Raw genomic sequence first — 20,865 nt, forward strand, 5'->3', positions numbered from 1 at the left:
GACCTAGACCTTCAGCGATGAGATGGTGGTGGACAGGAATCCGGTGACGATGCCGGAGGCGGCGGGGATCATCAGCAGCTTCGACCCCGCCGGAATCGCCTGCTCCTGCAACGCGTCGTGCAGCACCACGAAATGCGAGGTGGTCGAGGTGTTGCCGTACTTCTCGACGACCCGCAGGTCCGGCGGCATCGGACTGCCGAATTCGCGCTCGCAGATGGCGTTCATCCACGGGATCGCCGCCGCGCCGAACTGGTGGTGGATCACGTAGTCGAACTTCTCGTCCGCGAAGGTGCGGCCCTGGGCATCGAGGTAATTGCGGTGGCTGTCGGGGCCGAGCCGGAACCGGTCCTCGTTGTGCATCTGCCGGTTGTCGGTGTAGAGCGCGATGCCCTGACTGCGATCGCTGGGCATGCCCAGGCACAGCTGGGCGTACTCCGCGGCGGTCATCAGGTCGACGTAGTGGATGATGTCGCGGTCGTCGACCGCCTCGTCCAACACGACCGCGCAGCCGGAGTCGCCGACCGACAGCGAAGCGAACTGCAGGTCGTACTTCTCCGAGATCTCCGCGACCGCGGTGTCGGCGATGGGCGTGATCGCCTCACCGCTGACGACCAAGCCGTTGCGAACCGCACCCGAACGGATCATCCGGTCGAGAATGTATGTGCCGGTGAGCATTCCGGCGCAGGCGTTGGAGACATCGAAGGTGATGGCGCGGGCTGCCCCGAGTCGGCGCGCGAGCGCTCCGGCGAACGAGGGCTCCATGTACATCCGGGTGCCGTACCGGCTGCGGGTGATCGAGGCCGAGATGACGACATCGATCTCCCCGGCCTCGTATCGGGAACGCGACAGGCAGTCCTCGGCGGCCTTGGTGGCCAGCGTGAAGGAATCCTCGTACGCCTGCGGGTCTTTCGAATGCACACGGCGTTCCTTGACCCCGGTGATCTTCTCCAGGTCGAACGACGGAGGCGCGGCCAGCCGGGACAGCAACTCCTCGGTGGTGAGGATGTCGGAGGGCAGATACGCGCCGATGGATTCGAAACGAGAATGCGACATGGGGCGCTCCAGCGGTGAGAAGGACGACGGCTCCGAGATCGTCACGATCGACGGCGCGACGGACATTACCGGACAGTAACCAGCGCTGTGCTGCGCAAATCGGTGAGCGTGGCGTTGTTCACACAATGCGCGCGACTCACAGTCGTGAGTTGTCATCAACCGGCGACCACTCCGCTATAGCCAGAACCTATCCGCTTGCGCGGCTGAGTACTTGCGCGTTCTGCCTGGAATGCGGCGTTTACCTCCGAGTGCCCGAGCGGGGCGTCGGCGGGCGGGTGGCTGGGCCGGAGGCCGATCGGTTAACGACCGGCGAGGGTGAATTCCGGGGACGCGGAGGGCCGGCGACGCAGAGGCGCGCGACAACTGTTGACCTTGACCCGAGGTCAATGTTCAAGCTCATCGCATGATCACATCGACATCCGGCAACTCGACCCCGTCCACCTGGTCCGGCATGGTGCCGGTCGACGACACGGCGTTGGCCGTGACCGACACCGGTGGCCCCGGCCGACCCCTCGTCTACTTGAACGGCTCCTACGCCGACCGGTCGCCGTGGCGGCCGCTGATCGGTGAACTCGGCGACGACTACCGGCACATCACCTTCGACGAACGGGCCCGAGGCAAGTCGAAGCGGTCGGCCGACTATTCCTTCGAGGCGTGCCTACGCGACATCGACGCCGTCCTCGCGGCCACCGGTGTGGAGCGTCCCCTGCTCGTCGGCTGGTCCTACGGCGCGCTGCTCGCGGTGCACTGGGCCGATCGAAACCCGGACCGCGTCGCCGGGGTGGTGTCCGTGGACGGCGCCATGCCGTACGGTCTGACAGGTGAGGAAGGCGAGGCACGAATCCGAAAGCTGTTCCACCGCATGAGGTTCCTGCTTCCCCTCGCGCGTCCGATGGGCCTGGCCGCGCGGATGAGCGCCGACCAGCACGCCGAGGTCAATATCGAGGCCAATCGGTTGCACGCCGCCCTTGCACCGGTCCTCCAGCGCGCCGACTACCCCGTGCGCTACGTTCTCGCGACGGGCGCCAACCTCGGTGGCGGCGAAGAAGAGATGGAGGCGGTGCGCGCGTCTCTGGATCCGGTGCTCGCGGTCAACCCGAATCTGCGGGTCAGCGCGAAGGTCGCGAGCAACCACTCGCACATCCTCCGCAAGGACTTCCGGGCCGTGGCCGACGCGGTGCGCGAGCTCGCCGCCCTCGGCGAGCGAAAGGCGATCTGAGGAGATGCGCATCGGCGTCACGATCGGGCAGGCGGCGGCATTCGCCGGCGTCACCGTCAAGACCGTGCGGCACTACCACAAGCACGGATTGCTCGACGAACCCCCGCGCGACAGCAGCGGCTACCGGCGATACCGATCGGCCGACCTGTCCCGGCTGGTGCAGATCCGTACCTTGGCCGCGGCGGGAGTGCCGTTGGCCGAGATCGGGCCGCTGCTCGAGGCCGACGCGACGCTGTTCGCCGCCGCAATCGACGACGTCGAACGCCAACTCACCGAACGGATCGAGGACCTGCTCGCCCGGCGGGCCACCCTGCGGCGGCTGGCGGCCGGCGACCGGGCCCTGCTGCCGGAACGCGTCGTGGCATTGCTGAAGCGAATGCCCGAGCTGGGCCTGACTCCGGACCAGGTGGCGGCCGTGCGGGAAGGGCTGGTACTGGCCAAAGCGCTTGTCCCCGAGGGATTCGAACAGTACCTCGACGATCTCGAACTCGCGCTCGACGACCCGCGCTTCGTCGCTCTGAACAAACGCGCCCTGGAAGCCGCGGCCTGGAAGCCGGACGACCCTCGCCTACCCGAACTCGCCGCTGACATGGCCGGAACCTATCTCGCGAACCCGGCGCTGCTGAAGGTGGTGACCGCCTTTCAGGCCCGCACCGAGACCGGAACCCGCTACCGGTTGATCCGGGATTACGCCGAGGAGCGGGATTCGGCCACGGCCCGGCTCACCGCGCTGGTGGAAGTCGAGCTGCGGGCCGCGGGGATCGTGATTCCGGGGCCGGATTCCGACTGACCTCCCATTAGATCCACGCGGCCTGCGGCGAAATCAGCGGCAGGCCGCGCCCGCGCAGGTGGCCAACTCGTTCAACCGCCGGTCGAGCTGGGCCACCAGGTCCGCGTTGGCGGCGCGGCCTTCGGGGGTCTTGACGAGATTGGTGAGCTGATAGGGATCCACCTCCAGGTCGTAGAGCTCGTATTCGCGCTCGGGGAGCGGACGCTCCCGCTCGTACCAGCGCACGTACAGGTAGCGCTGGTTGCGGATGCCGACCCAGGACGGCATGTCCAGGATGTATTGCAGCGGAGTGTCCGTGCCGGGAATCTGCTCCTGCGCGATGCCGAACCGCCCGCCGTAGCCCGCGCCACCGTACTCGGCGGCGAAATCGGTTCGCCACGAGGCGTTCTCGCCGCGCAGCACGGGGGTGAGCGAGCGGCCGTCCATCCGATCCGTCCCGCCGATCCCGGCCCAGTCCAGGATGGTGGGTGCCAGATCGATCGACAGTGCCATGGCGTCGGAGCGCCCGCGCGCGATACCCGGCCCCGCGATCGCGAACGGCACCCGCATGGATTCCTCGTAGGGCGCCATCTTCTGGGTGAGGCGATGCGCGCCGAGGCTGTAGCCGTTGTCGGAGGTGAAGATCAGGTAGGTGTTGTCGAGCTCGCCGGTCTCGGCGAGGGTCGCCACGATGCTCGCCACCATCTCGTCGAGTGACTTCAGCGCGCCCAGTCGGTTGGTGTAGTCGACGTCGTTGGTGGCCTCGATCGTCGCGGCTCGGGGGAGTGCGGTGTCGATCAGCCAGGTGGGTTTGTCGGAGACGTCGGCCTCCTGGTAGTTCGGCGAGCGAGGTGCGGCGGTGGGCACGGTTTCGGCCATGTGGCGCGGTGCGGGCGGAATCGGGAAATGCGGTGCGGTCGATGCCGCGTACCAGAAGAACGGCTGCCTGGATGCGGCCGATTCGGTGATGAAGCGCCGGGATTTCTCGGCGACGACATCGGTCTGGTAATCCTGTGGCGCCACACCGTATTTCACGAAGCGGCCGTTCTCGTTGAGGGTGTAGTTGTATCCGGCGTACAGGAAGTTGTCGACGCCGGCGTTCCAGTCGTCCCAGCCGGGCGGGATGTGACCGGGGTCGTCCTCGAGACCGTTGAGGTATTTACCCGCCATCCCGGTCCGGTATCCGCTGTCGCGCAGGGCGGTGACGAAGGTGCGCGACTCGTTGCCGTTGGCGCGGAATGTCTCGAATCCGCCGACGGGGCCCGCGTTGGTCAGCACCCCGGTGTTGTGACCGTAGTTGCCGGTCAGGATGGAGGATCGGGCCGCGCAGCAGATCGGCAGCGGCGCGAATCCCTCGGCGAATTCGACACCGCGGTCCCTGATCAGCTCGGCGGTGCGCGGCATGGCTTCCCACACCGGAGTGGTCACCGCGTCGAGGTCGTCGGCGAGGATCATCACCACATTGGGGCGATCGTCCTCCAGTGCCGACGCGGCGGAAACACACATCGTGGAGGCGGAGGCGACTACCAGGGATACGGTCAGCGCCCGTCGCGCTGTTCGCACGGTGAACATCTCGAACTCCTCTGGACTCGACAAGCTTCGGCGCGGTTCTTGATCGTCGTAGCCTAGAGGTCTGCTGCGGCGCGACGCTGTCGACGGGGCCGTGTGCATGGCATCCGGTCCACGGCAGCGGCTCGCCACCGCGTCTATCTCTCGGCGATCTCGCGCAGGTGCTCGAATCCGGCGGCGGCCGCCATCTCCGGCAGCCGGATGATCCGGCCGCCCCGGCCCCAGCGCCCGTCGGGCACTTCGTCGAAGGTGACCGACGTGACCAACCGTCTGCCGCCGAGATCGGTGGCGGTATCGCGAGCGGCGCGTTCGAGGTCTGCGGCGAATCGATCGCGACGAACCGGATCGAGTACCCCCTCGCCGACGGTGAAGTCGACGAGCACCAGCGCCACCAGCTCATCGGCCTTCAGGCCGCCGCAGTAGGTACGGCCGGGTGGGATCTCGTCGTGGAAGGCCACCGCCTTCAGCCTCGCTTGCGGTGTGTCCGGGATGGATTCGGCGCGCCAGCTCGCTTCGGTGAGCCGGGCGACCAGGGTGTCGACAGCGGAGTCGGAAAAGGCGCCGGCCGATGTCCGGATGTGCAGAAAGGGCATGCCGATCACGCTACGAACGCCGCACGTTCCACAGAAGTGGCTATATCGACAATAAATTGTCTATTCTCGCCACATGCTCGCGATCGATCTGCTGGTGTTGCCGGGCTCGGGACCGGTCGGCGTGGCGACCACGGTGGATCTCGCGGAGGCGCTCACCCGGAGCCGCACCGACGGAAGCCGGTCCGTCGACGTGCGGGTGGTGGGTGGTGACGGTGGCGCGGTGGCGCTGCGCGGTGGGATGTCGATACCGGCGATCCCGCTCGCGGAGACCGGATCAGCACGGCCGTGGGTGGTGATCCCCGGCATCGGAGTGTCCGGTGCGACCGAGGTCGAGCGACGATTGACCGATCACGAGGTGCGCGCTGCCGCGAAGTGGGTCGCTTCCGGAGCCCGTGGCGGGTCCCGGATCGCCGCGTCCTGCACCGGCACGTTCCTCGCGGCCGAGGCGGGCGTGCTGAGCGATCGCACCGTCACCACGACCTGGTGGCTGGCCGGAGTGTTCGCCGCACGCTATCCGCGCTGCCGGGTCGACGCCGATCGGATGCTGGTTCGCGACGGTCCGGTGCTGACCGCGGGCGCAGCCCTGGGGCACGTCGATCTGTTGCTGGCGCTCATCGAGGAAGAGTTCGGTTCGACGACAGCCCACGCGGTTTCATCGAGAATCGCTGTGGCGCCGCGCATCTCGCAGACACCGTTTCGGCGCAGCACGGTCTACCGCGAGCTGGACCCGGACCTGGTGACCGTCGAACGATATGTGCTGGACCATCTCGATCAGCCGATCCGTCTCGCCGAACTGGCGGCTGCCGCGCGGCTGTCCTCGCGCACGCTCACCCGACGGGTGCAGGGCGCCACCGGTCTGTCGCCCATCCAGTTCGTTCAGCGCATCCGAGTGGAGACCGCGCTGGACCTGTTGCGTGACCCGCACCGCAGCGTCACCGAGGTCGCCCACGCCGTCGGACTGGCCGACGCATCGACTCTGCATCGACTACTGCGTCGCACGACCGGTCAGCCACCCGGGTGGTTCCGGAACGGCGCCGCGGGTTGACCCCGGCGCGGCTCAGCGCTGGCGCCAGCTGAGCGGACCCGGCAGGTCCACGCTGTTCTTCTTGGTGCGGGAATTCCACGACCAGGGGCCGATCTTGATACCCCAGGAGGACAGGCCCTGCTGGGTGAAGTTGAACTTCAGCGGTCCGAAGGATTTGCGCTGACGGAATCTGATGGGCATGTGCGTCCTCCCTGATCTGTCGCCAGGGTAACCGATTCCGTTCTGTCTCAATCGCTTCACAGCGGAGAAGTAATGAGCGGCACCACGCGCTTCCTGCCGGCAGCAACCGGCCGAGGCCCACGACCAGACAGGGCAGCCGGGGCACCCGGTTTGGGCGCACCCGCTCCGGGCACCACTCGATCAGCGCGGGACGAACCGACCCGCGGTCGACCGAGAGAATGCATGCGAGCGAGGCGAACCGACGTGGCGACAGAACGCAATGAGCCGGGCGTGCCCGGTGACACAGCTGCCGAACCAGCGACAAGACGCGATACTTCCGCCACGACGGGCCTGGCGCGCACCGCTGGAGCCGAACCCGGCGCCGATCCGTCCGCGCCCGAGAGTCCGGCCGATCTGTCGAAGCCCTCGCTGGTCGCGACGGTGAAGCGCTCGGCGAAGCAGTTCCGGAGCGACAATCTCACCGACCTGGCGGCCGCGCTCACCTACTACGCCGTACTGGCGATCGTGCCCGGTCTCATTGTGCTGTTCTCGCTGCTCGGTCTGCTGGGACCGAGCGCCGCCGACGAGCTGGCGAGACAGGCCGAACAGCTCGCGCCGGGTTCGAGCGCCGATTTCGTGCACACGCTCATCACCCAGGCGCAGGAGAATCAGCGCAGCGCCGGGCTCGGTGCGATCCTCGGCCTCGCGGTCGCGCTGTGGTCGGCCTCGGGCTTCGTCGCGGCGTTCATGCGCGCGTCGAACGTCGTCTACGGGATCCCGGAGGGCAGGCCGATCTGGAAGACCGCGCCCATCCGGCTCGGCGTCACTCTCGTTTCGGTGCTCCTGCTGGTCGTCAGCGCGGTCATCGTGGTGGCCAGCGGGCCGGTCGCCCAGCAACTCGGCGACCTTCTCGGCGTCGGGGACACCGCTGTGACCATCTGGAACATCGCCAAGTGGCCGGTGCTGTTCGTCGTCGTGACGGTGCTGCTCGCCATCCTGTTCTGGGCCAGCCCGAACGCCGAGCAGGGCGGCGTGAAATGGATCAGTCCCGGCGGCGTCGTCGCGGTGGTCATCTGGGTGCTCATATCGGCGCTGTTCGCCGTCTACATCGCCAACTTCTCCTCCTACGACGAGACCTACGGCTCGCTCGCCGGGGTCGTGATCTTCCTGGTGTGGTTGTGGCTGACCAATATCGCGCTGCTGCTCGGTGCCGAGATCAATGCCGAACTCGACCACGCCAGAGCCATCGCGGCCGGCCTGCCCGATAATGTCGAGCCCTTCGCCGAACCGCGCGACACCCGCACGTTCGACGAGTCGGAGAAGGAGGCGGTCAGGTCCGCCCAGTCCCTCCGACGTGACTGAATGCCCGCGAATCCGGCCTGCGTCCGCGCGGTGCTCCGTCCGTAGCCGACGGCGGCGCTGAGGCGGCGACGGTGACCTGGTCGCCGGCCGCTCGCGGGAATGCTTCAGGATGGGCGCATGGCGATCCAGGTACCGACTGTCGAACAGATCCGTGAGCTTCCCGCCGTGCTGACCACGGAGGTGACCGATCGCGAGATCGACGCCAACGGTCACATGAATGTGGTCCACTACCTGTCGAACAACATCCACGCCGCCGATATCCTGCTGCGCGCGCTCGGCGTCGACGACAACTATCGCGGCGAGCGCCGGGTCGGCTTGTTCACCACCGAGCACCACATCGCCTACCACAGCGAACTGCGCGAGGGCGACTCGCTGTCGGTGCACGTGCGCATTCTCGACCGCGGTGAGAAGGCCGTGCACATGATGACCTTTCTCGTGGATCGGGGGCGGGAACGCCTGTCCAACACCCTCGAAATCCTGCTGGTCCATGTCGATCTCGACACCCGGCGGGCCGCGCCGATCCCGGACGATCTGGCGATCGGGCTCGACGAGCTGATCGCGGCCTCGGGGAAGTTGAGCTGGGAAGCGCCGACCTGCGGGGTGATGGGCATCCGTCGCTAGGATCACCCCATGCCGATCGAAGTGGATCTGTCCACCGACGAACTCCTGTCGACCACCCGCACCGTGCGCAAACGCCTCGACCTGGACCGCCCGGTTCCGGTCGAGATCGTCCGGGAATGTCTCGAGCTGGCGGTGCAGGCGCCGAGCGGGTCGAACAGTCAGGGCTGGCACTGGGTCGTGGTCACCGATGCCGAGAAGCGCAGGCAACTCGGTGAGTTGTACCGGCGAGGATTCGAGGCGTACGCGGCGGCGCCGGAGTACCTCGGCAAGCGCTCCACCGGCGACCCCGAGGCCGACGCGGTCGGGCAGCGGGTCGCCAGTTCGGCCGAGTACCTGGCCGAGCGGATGGGCCAGGTGCCGGTCCTGCTGATCCCCTGCCTGTCCAACCGCGTCGACAACGCCGCGAGCGCCCACAGCGCCTCGTACTGGGGCTCGCTGTTCCCCGCGGTGTGGAGCTTCTGTCTGGCCGCCCGCTCGCGTGGGCTCGGAACCGCCTGGACCACACTGCATCTGAGCTACGAACGGGAAGCCGCCGACATTCTCGGCATCCCGTACGAGAAGGTGTCGCAGGGCGCGATGCTGCCGGTCGCCTACACCAAGGGCACCGCCTTCAAGCCCGCGCCGCGCAAGAGCTTGGACCCCATCGTGCATGTCGACGGCTGGTGACGACCACCATCGAGTTGCTTCCGCGCTCGGCCGGGGCGACCGAGCCCTGTGCTCGCGAAGTGCTGAAACCTTTGCGACGCAAGGATATCGGCCGATCCGCTTTCACCGAGAGCAGAACGTGTCACTCCGAAAAGCGATTACCGTGTGACAGATGATCATCGAATACATCCGATACCGGATATCGGAGCAGGACGCTGCCGAGTTCGAAGCCGCCTACGGGCGTGCCGCTCGATCGCTGGCGGCGGCGCCGCAATGCGTCGACTACGAGTTGTCGCGATGTGTCGACGAGCCCGAGTGCTACATCTTGCGGATCACCTGGACTTCGGCCGAGGATCACCTGAAGGGATTCCGCGGTGGAGAGCATTTCGCGGCGTTCTTCGCCGAGATCAAGCCGTATGTGCGCCAGATCGAGGAGATGCGGCACTACGAACGCACCGTGGTCCGGGGAACGGGTTCCTCGGTGCCCAGCATGTACGAATGGCTGGGCGGCACCGAGGCGTTGGAGCGGCTGACCGAAGTCTTCTACACGCATGTGCTGGCCGACGACCTGCTCGGGACGCTGTTCGCCGGGATGGACCCCGACCATCCCCGATATGTGGCCATGTGGCTGGCCGAAGTGTTCGGCGGCCCCACGCGCTACACCGATGAGCGCGGCGGCTACAACCACATGCTGGCTCACCATCTCGGCAAAGCCATCACCGAGCCCCAGCGCCGTCGTTGGGTGTCGCTGCTGTTGGACTCCGCCGACGAGGTCGGCCTGCCCGCCGACCCGGAGTTCCGTGCCGCGTTCATCGGCTACATCGAGTGGGGTACTCGGATCGCGTTGGCCAACTCGCAGCCCGACGCCGAGCCGCCGTCGCAGCTCCCGACTCCACGCTGGGGTTGGGGCGTCGCCCCGCCGTACACCCCCTCCTGATCGAACGGGCAGCACGCCGGGTTGCCGGACCGATGAGCAGGGCCTCGCGGGTCGGCTCGCCAGCTTCCGCCACTGCGCGGCCGGGTCGGGCACGAGGCGGCGTGCCGCCAGGTCCAGCAGGCCGCTGACATGGCTGACCGTCGCGGCCACCTCCCCGTCGTCGGCGCGGGTCAGGGCCCCGCCGCGAGCACCTTCTCCACCGAGATACCCACGGCCCGGACGCACGCGAACCGGGAGTGGTCGGCGTACTGGTGATAGGCCGCTCCGGTGACATGGCCTTGCAGGTCCAGATCCGAGACCCGGACCTCGATGTGGTTGGTGAACGCCATGGGGCGATCATGCCGGAAGCCACCGACACCAACAGTTTTCGATCAGGGACGCGCGGGGTGCACCGTGTCGTAGAGGTCCTCTAGCCCGACGAGCAGTACATCAGAGTCTTGTTCGGCGCGCGTTCGGAGAGACTCGCTGAAGCCGGCTCCGCCGAAGCATGCGAGGTGGCAACTCGAAACGTCGACGCCGTTCGCGGACAGCAGGTCTCGCGCCCGAGCCAGCCGCTCCAGATGATTCACGCCCATGGTCACACCCCATTTGGCTTCTCCCAGTAACGCGACCGAGGCTTTCCGGCCTCCGTTGCCCGGTTGTGTCACCGTCACATCGATCTGAATTCGGCTACGTTCTGCTGAATCCGTGATCGCCCCGCAGCCGACATCGCCGAGCGCCGCATCCGGGCCGAGGATGTCGATGCCCTCGCCGAGTATGAACTGCCGGCAGATCACCTCGAAGTGTGGGCCCACGACCTGGGCTGCGAAGCGCTCCCCGGAACGGGCCCACACCTGCTGGGCTTGGCCGCTCTCCAAACGAGGCCAAGACGGGCGCATGATGGCCTCATAGAAGGTGATCAGCGGCTCGGCGATGCGGTAGACCGATCTGCCCGCTCGGAATACATCCGGCTCTCGGACGAGTAGATGACAATCTTCGAGCACCGCGAGTGGATGGGAGATGTCCACCGATTTGCGTCCTATGTACCCCGCTATCCCCCCGCGTGTGTTATTCCCTTGCGCCACGGCGGCCAGGACGGAGTGGTACAGCGCGGTGTCCCGGATCTCGGCTTCCTCGGCCAGCAGATACCGAGCCTCACGGAACAGTGGACTGAGCGGGGACAGGACAGTGCGACAGATCCAGGGATCGAAGTCGGCGGCAGACAGCGGCACGTCGTCAGCCAGGAATTGGCGGCGATAGGCGGGAGTTCCGCCGAGGACGGCATGCAGCCGCACTGCCAGTGCGGGGTCGTGCGCGACTCCCCAGAAATCGGCGGCCTCTCGGTATCCGAAAGGCCGGACCACAAGTTCCAGTTGGGCCCGTCCCCGCAACGGCGCATTGCCGGCGAGCAACCCGCCCATCACCGACATGGCCGACCCGCAGAGGAGCATGCGCACGCCGCTCGGTTCGTGCTGATAGCGGTCGATTTCTCGTTGAATGAGGGAGGGCAGTTCGGGCACCGCCTTGACCAGGTAGGGGAACTCGTCGATCACCATCAGGGTTGGCTTCTCGGCTCGGCTGTCGGCGCCGAGGCCGAAGACATAAGTGATGGCGTGGTCCCAGTTATCGAAGGCGATCGGCGCACCGGCGCCCGTGAACTCCGACAGCGCCGCTCCGAACTGCCGCAGCGACTCCGCCCCAGTTGCGGTGGTGGCACCGAAATAGAACCCACCGAGCCGTTCGACAAGGGCGCGAAGGAGATAGGTCTTCCCCATGCGTCGGCGCCCACTGATGATGCCCAGCTGCCCAATGCGCTCGGGTCGGGTCGCGAAGGCGACGAGGCCGTTCCATTCCGCGACACGGCCGAAGAGATGCTCTGGTTTGGCGACCACGGGACACCTTCCAAGAAGCTAGGATCGTACTTCTAAGGACTATACTCCTAACTGTAGGTATGGCCTGCGGCAGCTGCCCGGCGAACGACGTCTACGCGCTGACGCGCTACGACGTCATCCGTGGTGCGCTGGGGGCAGGCGGCGACGCAGGTCATCGGGCCGATAAATCAGCGCACCGCGGAGAATTTCCCAATCGCCGGGGAGCTCTACCAGTGGCGCTCCACGGTGACCGCCGAGGATCTGACGCCGGGCTCGGTCGGCCGATCTGTGGTGGATGTCGAGGTCAGGACCCGAGGCAGCCGCCCCCTGGCAATGTCGATGACCGCGGCGCCGGTCACCACGAATCGATCAGCGCGGGATCGTGTTCTCGGCGCCGCCACTGCTCGGTGAGGCGTCCGAGTCGCTCCTGGGCGGCGATGCCGCGCACACCTGCGATCTTCCCGCCCCGCATCTCCAGGATCACGACTCCCGCCACCCGGTCGTCGAGCCAGACGAGCACGGCCGGGCAGCCGTTCACCACGGCGGCATGAATCGACGGCGAGCCACCGGCGAGTCTGCGCTTGGCCGGTGTCGGCTTGAATCCGGCCCGCATCGCACGGGCGATGCGCTCCGGGGTAGGGAACCGGATCATCTTTCCGATGCGCCCGAACCCGGCGCCGTCGGAGATGCCGGTCGCGTCGTCGGTCAGCAGCGCGACCAGCCGCTCGGTGCGGCCCGACGATGCGGCCTCGACGAACGCCGCGGCGATGCGCCGCGCGGAGGCACGATCGTCATAGGTGTCGTTGCGAGCAGCGGTGATTCGACGCCGAGCGCGGTGCAGGTGTTGCTGACTTCCCGATTCGGTGATGCCGAGAATCTCCGCTATCTCGCCATGGCTGTAGGCGAAGGCTTCGCGCAACACATATACCGCCCGTTCCATCGGTGACAGTTGCTCCATGAAGGTCAGCACCGCCAGGGTCACCGATTCGCGCTGCTCGACGGTGTCGGCCGGGCCGAGCATAGGGTCACCGTCGAGCAGCGGTTCGGGCATCCAGGCGCCGACCGACCGTTCGTGCCGTGTCTTCGCCGAACGAAGCCGGTCGAGCGACAGGTTGGTGACGATTGTGGTCAGCCACGCCTCGGGCACCTCGACGCGCTCCCGGTCGGCGGCCTGCCACCGCAGGAACGCGTCCTGTACCGCGTCCTCGGCATCGGCGGCCGAACCGAGCAGGCGGTAGGCGAGCGCGGCCAGCCGATGGCGGCTGGCCTCGAAACACGCCACGGCGGCAGTGTCCATGAGCACGACCCTATCCGGCGACCAGTTCGGTCGAGCGCGCCCGGCCGATGGCCGCGCGATACCGGTGGCTCGGCTTGCCGAAGGTCGGGTGGCTGATGGCCCAGCCGCTGGTCGCGATGATGGCCGCCTTGACTCGGGCTGCCGAGCGGCCGCAGAGAGCGCCGGGCTTCGAGCGGGCGTCGCCGTCGACCAGCTGGAAAATCGCGTCTTTGCGGCCGAGGCTGATGTGGTTGCCGAAGTAGCTCAGCGCGTTCGTCTTGATCGTGCGCCCGGTCCGATCCCCGATGATCGCGATTGTCGCTTGCAGACCGGTGAATCCCGCGGACGCGCAGGACATCGGCAACGGCCGGCCGTTGTCGCCGATGACGAAGGCGCTGTCACCGGCCACGTAGACATCCGGATGGGACACCGACCGCATCTGACGGTCGACCTCGATCTGGCCGTTGGCCACCACCTCGAGCCCACCGGCCGCGGCGATCGAGGGAACGGCGAAGCCCGCGGCCCATACGGTCGCATCGGAGGCGAAAGCGGTGCCGTCGGCGGCGACAGCCGACGCCTGTTCCACCCGCTCGATGGCGGTGTGTTCGTGGACGGTGATGCCGAACCGGTCGAAGGCCCGCAGCAGGTGGCGGCGAGCTTTCGGGCCCAGCCAGCCGCCCAGCTCGCCGCTGGTGGCGAGGTCGACCCGAAGTCCTGGACGGGATTCGGCGATCTCGGTGGCGGTCTCGATCGCGGTCAGGTTGCCGCCGACCACCAGCACCTTTCCGCCCTCGTCCAGCTCGTCCAGGCGTGCGCGCAGGCGCAGCGCGGCGGGCCGGGCCGCCACGTGGAAAGCGTGCTCGTCGACGCCGGGAACGCCGTGGCCGGCGGCGGTGCTGCCCAGCGTGTAGAGCAGGGTGTCGTAGGCGAGCTCGTCGGTGCCCTCACCGTCGGCGACGGTGACCGTCCGGCGGTCGGGGTCGACGGCGAGCACCCGCGCCAGTCGCAGCCGGACGCCGGTGCCCGCGAACACCTCCGTCAGCGGCCGTCGCGGGAGATCCTGCCCGGCGGCGAGCTGATGCAGGCGCAGCCGCTCCACGAAATCTGGCTCGGCGTTGACGACGGTGATCTCGAAGTCGTCGGAGTGCAGGTGACGGGCCAGGTATCCGGCGGAGAAGGCTCCGGCGTATCCGGCCCCGAGGACGACGATGCGGTGCTGCATGGTTGGCTCCTGTCTGTTCGCGTGCTCCTTGAACGAGACAGCCACCAGGTTCATGACAGCACCGGCAGTGATGTCGATCACTGCCGCGGCGGGTGGCCCCGGCACCGGTGCGGCCGGTCGGCGGCGTTGCGGAGTCACTGCCGGTCGGATCCGAGCAGCTCGAACAGGCTGGAGAAGCCCTGATCACCGTGGCCGTCGGCAATGCGTTTGTCCATCAGATCGCGCACCTCGCGCATTCGCACCGCCTCCACGCCCAGGGATTCTCGGTGTTCGACGAGGTCGCCCATCAGCGCGGCCTGCACCGACAGCGGCCCGAGATCCGGCGGGTATGTGCGGTCGCGGACGGCTTCCCCGATGGCCGTCAGCAACGGCGGATAGCCGGTGAGGGAATCGGCGAAGCGGGCCGCGAATTCCACCACGTCGACCCCTTCCTCGCGCACCAACCGCAACGTGTGCAGGAAGCCGAGGAGGATTTCGTACCCCATCGCCACCTGGGCCATGAACTCGACGGACGCCAGCCCGGCGTCGGCGCCGTAATAGGTGGGGGTGCCCAACTCCCGCAACGTTGCCTCGTGGGTGTCGAAGACGGTCCGGGATCCGCTGTAGGAGAACATCACATGGCCCGAACCCAGGTCCGGCGGATCCCCCATCACCCCGCCGTCCAGGTACTCGGCACCATGCTCGGTGGCCCACTGCTGGATCGCGCGTGCCCGGCTCGGAGAGCCGCTGGTGACGTTCACCAATGCCTTGCCCGATATGGCGTCACCGACGGTGGCGAGCACGTCCTCGACCGCGTCGTAGTCCAGGACGCAGAGCACGACCAGCGGGCCGGCCGCGACCGCCGCCGCGGCTGTCTCGGTCGCTACGGCGCCGGCCTCGGCCAGCGGTGCGCTCTTGCTCCGCGTGCGGTTCCAGACCGTCGTGGGATGGCCGCGGTCCAGGAAGATCCGGGCGATCGCGGATCCCATGGCACCGAGGCCGAGCACGGTCACGGGAGTCGATGCGGGGTCGGACGTCGTTTCGATGATCATGGGAGTGGACGGTAGAACCTCGAGTGAGCTCGAGGTCAAACGCCGCGGTTCACCGGGATTCCCTGGCCGCGTGGAACTCTCGCGCGGCCTGCTCGTGGTCGACGATGCGGGCCGGATAGCCGTGCGTGGCGTCCGAGTCCAGCCGCCAGGGGGTGTGGATGTCACCACCCTGGACATGCGCGAGTTCGGGGATCCATCGGCGGACGTACGCACCGTCGGGGTCGTAGCGCTCGGCCTGCCGGAGCGGGTTGAGCACCCGGTTGGGTCTGGTGTCGGCTCCGGTGCCCGCCACCCACTGCCAGTTCAGTTGATTGTTGGCGATGTCGCCGTCGACCAGATGGTCGAGGAAGTGCTGCGCGCCCAGGCGCCAGTCCACATACAGGGTCTTGGTCAAGAAGCTCGCGGTGATCAGCCTGGCGCGGTTGTGCATCCACCCCTGGGCGGCGAGCTGGCGCATGCCCGCGTCGACGATCGGGTAGCCGGTGCGTCCCTCCCGCCACGCCGTCAGCAGTGCGTGGTCCTCGCGCCAGCGATCGTGGCGGGAGCGATAGTCGCGGTGGGTGATCCAGGGGCGCACCGCCAACATCTGGTGGTGGAAGTCGCGCCAGGCCAGCTGGCGGACGAATGCGGCACCGCCGGGGGTCGACAGATCGGATCGGTGCACCAATTCGGCGGCGGAGATACAGCCGAAATGCAGATACGGCGAAAGCCGCGAGGTCGCGTCGGCCGCGAGATCGTCGTTGCGGTCGGCGTAGGCGCCGATGCCGTCACCGAACCATTTCTCGGCGGTTCGCCGCCCGGCCGATTCGCCGCCGGTCGCCACCTCGGGTGCGGCGGTGCCGACGGTGAGGTCCGATGCCGCGGGCATCGGTTCGAGCCCGACTCCGCGGGGGAGCCGGAGGTGTTCCGGCGCGGCAAGGGGAGCGCGCGCCCGGATCTGCGACCAGCGGCGGTGGTACGGGGTGAAGACGGCGAAATGGTCCTTGCCGCCGCTGGGTACGACCCGTCCGGGCGCGACGACCGTGACGCTGCCCGAATGCACGCGTAGGCGACAATCCCGGCGCCCGAGTTCATCCCGCAGCCGATCCTCGCGGCGACGGCTGTAGCCGCTGACATCCTCGGCGATATGGACCTCGGCGACCGAATACCGCTCGACCAGGCGGCACACCTCCCGCACGGTGTCGCCGCGCCGCAGGACCAGTCGCCCGCCCGCGCGCCGCAATTCCTCGTCCAGGTCGGCCAGCGTCTCGGCCAGGAACGCCGCCTTGTTCGGCGTCAGGTAGCCGGTCGAGCGGATCGCCTCGTCTATGACGAATACCGGCAGCACCTCGGCCTCCCGCGCGGCGGCCGACAGCGCCGGATTGTCGCGCACCCGCAGGTCACGTGTGAACAGCGCCATCGCCACCGCCATGCGCCACCAGCCTTCCGTCCGTGGTCGTCCCCGAATGTGGGCCCCAGCATCCCCTGTCGTCACGCAGATTGTCCGCAACCGAGCCGATCAGCAGAGCTCAACGGTCACCGGGGTTGCGGGGAGTCGTGGCGAGCCGGTCGCCCGCAGAAGGCAGTTCGACCGGGGTCGCCGCTTCGGCGGCGCCGATGATGTTGCGGACCATGCCGCCGAACACGATGCCGTGGAAGGGTGCGATGACCTTCCAGTAGAGGTGCCCGGCCAGACCGCGCGGCTGGAAGATCGCGCGCTGGTGATAGCGAGCGCCGCCCTCGGGTTCGGGCACGACGCCGAGTTCCAGCCATGCCAGCCCGGGCAAACGCATCTCGGCTCGCAGGCGCAGCAAGCGCGGCCGGTCGAGGTACTCGACGCGCCACCAGTCCAGGGCCTCGCCGACGTGCAGGGTGTGTGGATGCTTGCGGCCCCGGCGCAGGCCGACCCCGCCGGTCAGGCGGTCGATCCAGCCGCGCAGCGACCATGCGAGCGGGAACGAGTACCAGCCGTTCTCGCCGCCGATCGATTCGATGACAGCCCAGAGGGTTTCCGGGCTCGCGGAGGTGCGCTTGTCGCGGATGTCTTCGTAGAGCGACCCGCCGGACCAGTCCGGATCGCTAGGTAGTGGATCCGAGGGCGCGCCGCCGATGCCCGCATCCGACCACCGGGTCGGCACCTGCGCATTGCGGACCCGGGCCAGCGCGAGTTCGACGGCCGTCTCGAAGGTGGTCGGCCCGCCTTCGGGCTCGGGGATGTAGGTGTTGATGTCGCGGTCGCCGCACACCACCTCGTGCACCAGCGATTCGATGAGCGGAATCGCCAGTGCGCGCGGCACCGGAGTCACCACGTTGACCCATTGGGCGGACAACCACGGCGTGAGCACCGGGACGGGCAGCACCATGCGCCGCGGCAGCCCGGCCACGATCGCGAACTTCCGCATCATCGACAGGTAGGTCAGCACGTCGGGCCCGCCGATGTCGAACGCCCGGTTGACATCTGCGGGCAGTTCGGCCGCCCGTACCAGGTAGTAGAGGACGTCGCGCACGGCGATGGGCTGGATCCGGTTGTGCACCCAGCGTGGGGTGATCATGGCGGGCAGCCGCTCGGACAGGTAGCGCAGCATCTCGAAGCTGGCCGAACCCGAGCCGATGATGACCGCCGCGCGCAGTTCGGCCGTCGGCACTCCCGATTCCCGGAAGATCTCACCGACCTCGGCGCGCGAGGCCAGATGCCGCGACAACGGGGTCTGTTCCGGAACGATGCCGCCCAGGTAGACGATGCGCCGGACACCGGCCGCTCGGGCCGCCGCGGCGACGATATGGGCGGCGCGCTGGTCGATGCCGGTGAAGTCGCGTTCGGTCAGCGAGTGGACGAGATAGTAGACGACCTCTTGATCGGCGACAGCCGCGCGCACATCGTCTTCGGAGGTGACGTCGCCGCGCACCACCTCGACCTTGTCCAGCCACGGAACCTCGGCCAGCTTGTCCGGCGTCCGGGCCACCACGCGAACCCGGTGACCGGCCGCCACCAACTCCGGCACCAATCGCCCGCCGATGTAGCCGGTGGCTCCGAAGACTACGCATCGCATATCCGATCCCCGTTCTTGTGTGCTGGGCACTTGCCGAGAGCTGGACCGCACCTGCCTGCGACGGCTCCACACCTCGGATACCCATGCGATCGTGCGTGAACATCATGGATTCGATATGGCGCGTACGTGCCGATCCAGCCTCGATCGGGAGTAGTATCCGTCGGGTTCTCTTTCTGTCCCCGCCGCCCTGCCGGAGGGCGATTTTCGCGGTGCCGATATTTCGCGGCGACAACAAGAATCGATTCGCGAGGGAGCCACAGGTGAGTTCATTGTTCGGTAGAGACGCACGAAAGTTGTGGACGACCGGCCGCAGGATCGCCGCGCTCGCGGTGACCTCGGCCGCGGCGACGGCCATCACCTTCACCGTTCCCGCGGGTGCGCAGGCGCAGCCGCTGGCCCCGATCCCAACCCTTGACGTACAGCGTTACCTGGGGGATTGGAACCAGGTCGCGGCCGTGCCGCAGCCGTACAACCTCGCCTGCGCCCGCGACACGGCCGCCAACTACCAGTTGATCGATGCGAGCAATATCCGTGTCGAGAACAGTTGCACCACCTGGACCGGGGGACAGAATCGCATTGTCGGCAATGCCCGGGTCGTCGATCCGGTCAGCAACGCCCAGTTGCACGTCAGCTTTCCCGGGGTGCCGTTCCAGGATTCCCTCGACGGGCCGCCCAATTACATCGTCGCTCACCTCGCCGAGGACTACTCGTGGGCGCTGGTAGGCGATCCGGTGCGCTTTTCCGGATTCGTGCTGTCGCGTTCGACCGCCGTCGACGCGGCGCGGTGGCAGGAGATCAAGAGGGTGGTCGCGGAGCGGGGCTACAACCCGTGCTTCCTGCTGACCTCGCCGACTCCGGGCGGTGCGACCGATATCCGTCCGCTCTGCATGATGTGAGCGGCGGGGGAGGGTTACCGCCCGCCCCGTGGTTCGGTGACCGGTTCGGGTGGCAGGTCCGGTGAATCGACTTCGTCGAGGCGGGCCTGCAGCCGGTCGCATCGAGCGGTCAGGTCGGCGTTGGCGTCCTCCAACTCGAGGATGCGCGCGATGGCGGTCAGGTTGATGCCCTGCTGGTTGAGTGCGGTGATGCGGTGGAGCCTGGCCAGGTCGGCGCCGCTGTAACAGCGAGTTCCGCCCGCGCTTCGAGCCGGAGTGATGAGCCCCCGCGCCTCGTACAGGCGCAGGGTCTGCACCCCCAGGCCGGTGAGTTCGGCGGCCACCGAGATCGCATACACCGGCCGCCCCGCAGCGGGCGTCGCCACACCCTGGTCGCCGGCGTTGCCGTCCTGGTGAACGGGCATGAGGTACTCCTCGCTCCATCCCTGTGTTCGATGCGGATCCATTGCGATCGATCCTTGCGCGAATGCACCTTTCGGTGGTAAAAAATCTATGTCGGCTGACATAGATTAGCTGACACGAAGTACGAAGAGAATGGAACAAGGAGGGGTGGCGACCATGCCGACGCGTACCGATCCGTTCTGCGACTTCGACCGTTCGGCGCAGCAGGTATCCGACGCCGCGGGGTAGCGACGGATCTCCCGCTCGTCCCGTTCGGCCCCGCCGTCGACGAGCAGGGAGCACTGACAGCCCGGCTGCTGAGGCTCGATCCCGACGTCGAGAAGTTGTTCGCCGAGGTCGAGGAGGCCCTGCGAGAAGTCCGGATGCCGCGACGGTGCCCATGCCTGGTCTCGGCCCCGTTGCCGGATACCGGCGCACCGCGGTTTCTCGCCCCGGGAGCCCCCCTGGGCCGGAAGCTCGAGCCGGGCGCCCCGAAGCAGCGCAGCCCTCCGAAACGCCGGGCCGCGCGGACAGGAAGCGACAACGAGAGCGAGGTGACGGCCGCATCGAACAGATGAACCTCTACGCCGCGGGCGAGCCGGGACCGACCGGACCGCCCCCGGCAGACCACACGTAGTCGACTCTCTCCTCCCTCACGCTGTGGGTCCGGGGCGAATTGCCCGGGCCCACAGCGTCTTTCCTCATGAAGGCTGTCCCGACAGCCGTTTCCCGACAACGTCTTCGCCGACGTCACCGACCGTATCGACCGATAGTGGATCACCGAGTACCGATGATGACGACGACAAGCACCTCACCCACCGAACCGACCGCCCTCGACCCCCACCGCGCGTGCCAGCTGACCTGGCAGCACGGACACGTCGCCTGGTTCAACGCCGAGAAGGGTTTCGGCTTCATCGATCCCGACGACGGCGGTGAATCGGTATTCGTCCGCCATACCGCCATCGCCGCTCCCGGATACAAGACCCTCGTCGCCGGACAACCGGTGGTCTTCGCTGTCGCCGACGAGACCGGCGACAAGCCCGAAGCCGCTCGCGTTCTCGTTTATCCGAGCGCCGCGCCGCCACCGGCCGCCACGCCGCGACCGGAGCGCAGGTCGCCACGACTGCAAGAGTGGCTGAAGCGCCGTCACCGCGAGCGCCCGCGCGCCGCGTGATGTGACCATCGGCGAGGAATTCCGACAGAGAGTG

General features: G+C 67.8%; 21 protein-coding genes. 9 read left to right on the forward strand and 12 right to left on the reverse strand.

What is annotated here, in order from left to right; translation table 11 throughout:
- Nucleotides 1-3: 3 nt before the first annotated feature.
- Nucleotides 4-1,053: a 3-oxoacyl-ACP synthase III family protein gene (locus IU449_RS03815; RefSeq protein ID WP_195002291.1), complete on the reverse strand. Its 1,050-nt coding sequence runs from the start codon at nucleotides 1,051-1,053 to the stop codon at nucleotides 4-6.
- A 403-nt stretch (nucleotides 1,054-1,456) separates the two neighbouring features.
- Here IU449_RS03815 and IU449_RS03820 point away from each other — a divergent pair, with 403 nt between their 5' ends.
- Complete coding sequence (locus IU449_RS03820) at nucleotides 1,457-2,272, forward strand: alpha/beta fold hydrolase (protein ID WP_228803679.1); 816 nt, start codon at nucleotides 1,457-1,459, stop codon at nucleotides 2,270-2,272.
- A gap of 4 nt (nucleotides 2,273-2,276) precedes the next feature.
- Nucleotides 2,277-3,062: a MerR family transcriptional regulator gene (locus tag IU449_RS03825; RefSeq protein ID WP_195000559.1), complete on the forward strand. Its 786-nt coding sequence runs from the start codon at nucleotides 2,277-2,279 to the stop codon at nucleotides 3,060-3,062.
- Between the two features lie 33 nt (nucleotides 3,063-3,095).
- Here the strand turns inward: IU449_RS03825 and IU449_RS03830 are convergent, their stop codons facing one another.
- Complete coding sequence (locus IU449_RS03830) at nucleotides 3,096-4,613, reverse strand: sulfatase (protein ID WP_195000560.1); 1,518 nt, start codon at nucleotides 4,611-4,613, stop codon at nucleotides 3,096-3,098.
- Between the two features lie 134 nt (nucleotides 4,614-4,747).
- Nucleotides 4,748-5,203, reverse strand: coding sequence for a tautomerase family protein (locus tag IU449_RS03835; RefSeq protein ID WP_195000561.1), 456 nt, complete (start codon nucleotides 5,201-5,203; stop codon nucleotides 4,748-4,750).
- 73 nt (nucleotides 5,204-5,276) lie between these two features.
- Here IU449_RS03835 and IU449_RS03840 point away from each other — a divergent pair, with 73 nt between their 5' ends.
- Nucleotides 5,277-6,248 carry a GlxA family transcriptional regulator gene (locus IU449_RS03840; protein WP_195000562.1) on the forward strand — a complete coding sequence of 324 codons (972 nt, stop codon included), beginning with the start codon at nucleotides 5,277-5,279 and terminating at the stop codon, nucleotides 6,246-6,248.
- 12 nt (nucleotides 6,249-6,260) lie between these two features.
- Here the strand turns inward: IU449_RS03840 and IU449_RS03845 are convergent, their stop codons facing one another.
- The gene (locus IU449_RS03845; RefSeq protein ID WP_195000563.1) at nucleotides 6,261-6,428 is read right to left on the reverse strand and encodes a DUF4236 domain-containing protein; all 168 of its coding nucleotides are present in this window, start codon (nucleotides 6,426-6,428) and stop codon (nucleotides 6,261-6,263) included.
- A 270-nt stretch (nucleotides 6,429-6,698) separates the two neighbouring features.
- On the opposite strand from IU449_RS03845, the gene IU449_RS03850 reads away from it, so the two are divergent.
- The 4 genes from IU449_RS03850 to IU449_RS03865 all read left to right on the forward strand — a co-directional run bounded on the left by IU449_RS03850 (nucleotide 6,699) and on the right by IU449_RS03865 (nucleotide 9,972).
- Nucleotides 6,699-7,769 carry a YihY/virulence factor BrkB family protein gene (locus IU449_RS03850; RefSeq protein WP_324188077.1) on the forward strand — a complete coding sequence of 357 codons (1,071 nt, stop codon included), beginning with the start codon at nucleotides 6,699-6,701 and terminating at the stop codon, nucleotides 7,767-7,769.
- A gap of 117 nt (nucleotides 7,770-7,886) precedes the next feature.
- A complete protein-coding gene (locus IU449_RS03855) occupies nucleotides 7,887-8,390 on the forward strand; it encodes a thioesterase family protein (RefSeq protein WP_195000565.1) in 504 nt (167 codons plus the stop codon).
- Nucleotides 8,391-8,405: 15 nt separating this feature from the next.
- Nucleotides 8,406-9,056 (forward strand): nitroreductase family protein, encoded by a 651-nt coding sequence (locus tag IU449_RS03860; protein ID WP_195002293.1) that lies wholly within the window; start codon nucleotides 8,406-8,408, stop codon nucleotides 9,054-9,056.
- 151 nt (nucleotides 9,057-9,207) lie between these two features.
- Complete coding sequence (locus IU449_RS03865; protein WP_195000566.1) at nucleotides 9,208-9,972, forward strand: group II truncated hemoglobin; 765 nt, start codon at nucleotides 9,208-9,210, stop codon at nucleotides 9,970-9,972.
- A 170-nt stretch (nucleotides 9,973-10,142) separates the two neighbouring features.
- On the opposite strand, the gene IU449_RS28825 is transcribed toward IU449_RS03865, so the two are convergent.
- The 7 genes from IU449_RS28825 to IU449_RS03900 form a co-directional block, all read right to left on the reverse strand.
- Entirely contained in the window at nucleotides 10,143-10,301 is a 159-nt protein-coding gene (locus IU449_RS28825) for a hypothetical protein (protein WP_228803683.1), read from the reverse strand.
- Between the two features lie 42 nt (nucleotides 10,302-10,343).
- Complete coding sequence (locus IU449_RS03875; RefSeq protein ID WP_195000567.1) at nucleotides 10,344-11,843, reverse strand: AAA family ATPase; 1,500 nt, start codon at nucleotides 11,841-11,843, stop codon at nucleotides 10,344-10,346.
- Nucleotides 11,844-12,177: 334 nt separating this feature from the next.
- The gene (locus IU449_RS03880; protein ID WP_195000568.1) at nucleotides 12,178-13,119 is read right to left on the reverse strand and encodes a sigma-70 family RNA polymerase sigma factor; all 942 of its coding nucleotides are present in this window, start codon (nucleotides 13,117-13,119) and stop codon (nucleotides 12,178-12,180) included.
- 10 nt (nucleotides 13,120-13,129) lie between these two features.
- Nucleotides 13,130-14,320 (reverse strand): NAD(P)/FAD-dependent oxidoreductase, encoded by a 1,191-nt coding sequence (locus IU449_RS03885; protein WP_195000569.1) that lies wholly within the window; start codon nucleotides 14,318-14,320, stop codon nucleotides 13,130-13,132.
- A gap of 134 nt (nucleotides 14,321-14,454) precedes the next feature.
- Nucleotides 14,455-15,351: an NAD(P)-dependent oxidoreductase gene (locus IU449_RS03890; protein WP_195000570.1), complete on the reverse strand. Its 897-nt coding sequence runs from the start codon at nucleotides 15,349-15,351 to the stop codon at nucleotides 14,455-14,457.
- A 49-nt stretch (nucleotides 15,352-15,400) separates the two neighbouring features.
- Nucleotides 15,401-16,762 (reverse strand): cryptochrome/photolyase family protein, encoded by a 1,362-nt coding sequence (locus tag IU449_RS03895; RefSeq protein ID WP_195000571.1) that lies wholly within the window; start codon nucleotides 16,760-16,762, stop codon nucleotides 15,401-15,403.
- Between the two features lie 97 nt (nucleotides 16,763-16,859).
- Nucleotides 16,860-18,380 (reverse strand): SDR family oxidoreductase, encoded by a 1,521-nt coding sequence (locus IU449_RS03900; protein ID WP_195000572.1) that lies wholly within the window; start codon nucleotides 18,378-18,380, stop codon nucleotides 16,860-16,862.
- Between the two features lie 260 nt (nucleotides 18,381-18,640).
- Between IU449_RS03900 and IU449_RS03905 the strand changes: the two genes are divergently transcribed.
- Nucleotides 18,641-19,276 carry a lipocalin family protein gene (locus tag IU449_RS03905; protein ID WP_416382096.1) on the forward strand — a complete coding sequence of 212 codons (636 nt, stop codon included), beginning with the start codon at nucleotides 18,641-18,643 and terminating at the stop codon, nucleotides 19,274-19,276.
- Nucleotides 19,277-19,290: 14 nt separating this feature from the next.
- Here IU449_RS03905 and IU449_RS03910 read toward each other — a convergent pair whose 3' ends face one another.
- Complete coding sequence (locus IU449_RS03910) at nucleotides 19,291-19,680, reverse strand: MerR family transcriptional regulator (protein WP_195000574.1); 390 nt, start codon at nucleotides 19,678-19,680, stop codon at nucleotides 19,291-19,293.
- A 770-nt stretch (nucleotides 19,681-20,450) separates the two neighbouring features.
- On the opposite strand from IU449_RS03910, the gene IU449_RS03915 reads away from it, so the two are divergent.
- Nucleotides 20,451-20,831, forward strand: a complete 381-nt coding sequence (locus IU449_RS03915; RefSeq protein ID WP_195000575.1) for a cold shock domain-containing protein — start codon at nucleotides 20,451-20,453, stop codon at nucleotides 20,829-20,831.
- The last annotated feature ends 34 nt before the right edge of the window (nucleotides 20,832-20,865 follow it).

The organism is Nocardia higoensis (assembly GCF_015477835.1).
In the GTDB taxonomy this organism is placed as follows: domain Bacteria; phylum Actinomycetota; class Actinomycetes; order Mycobacteriales; family Mycobacteriaceae; genus Nocardia; species Nocardia higoensis_A.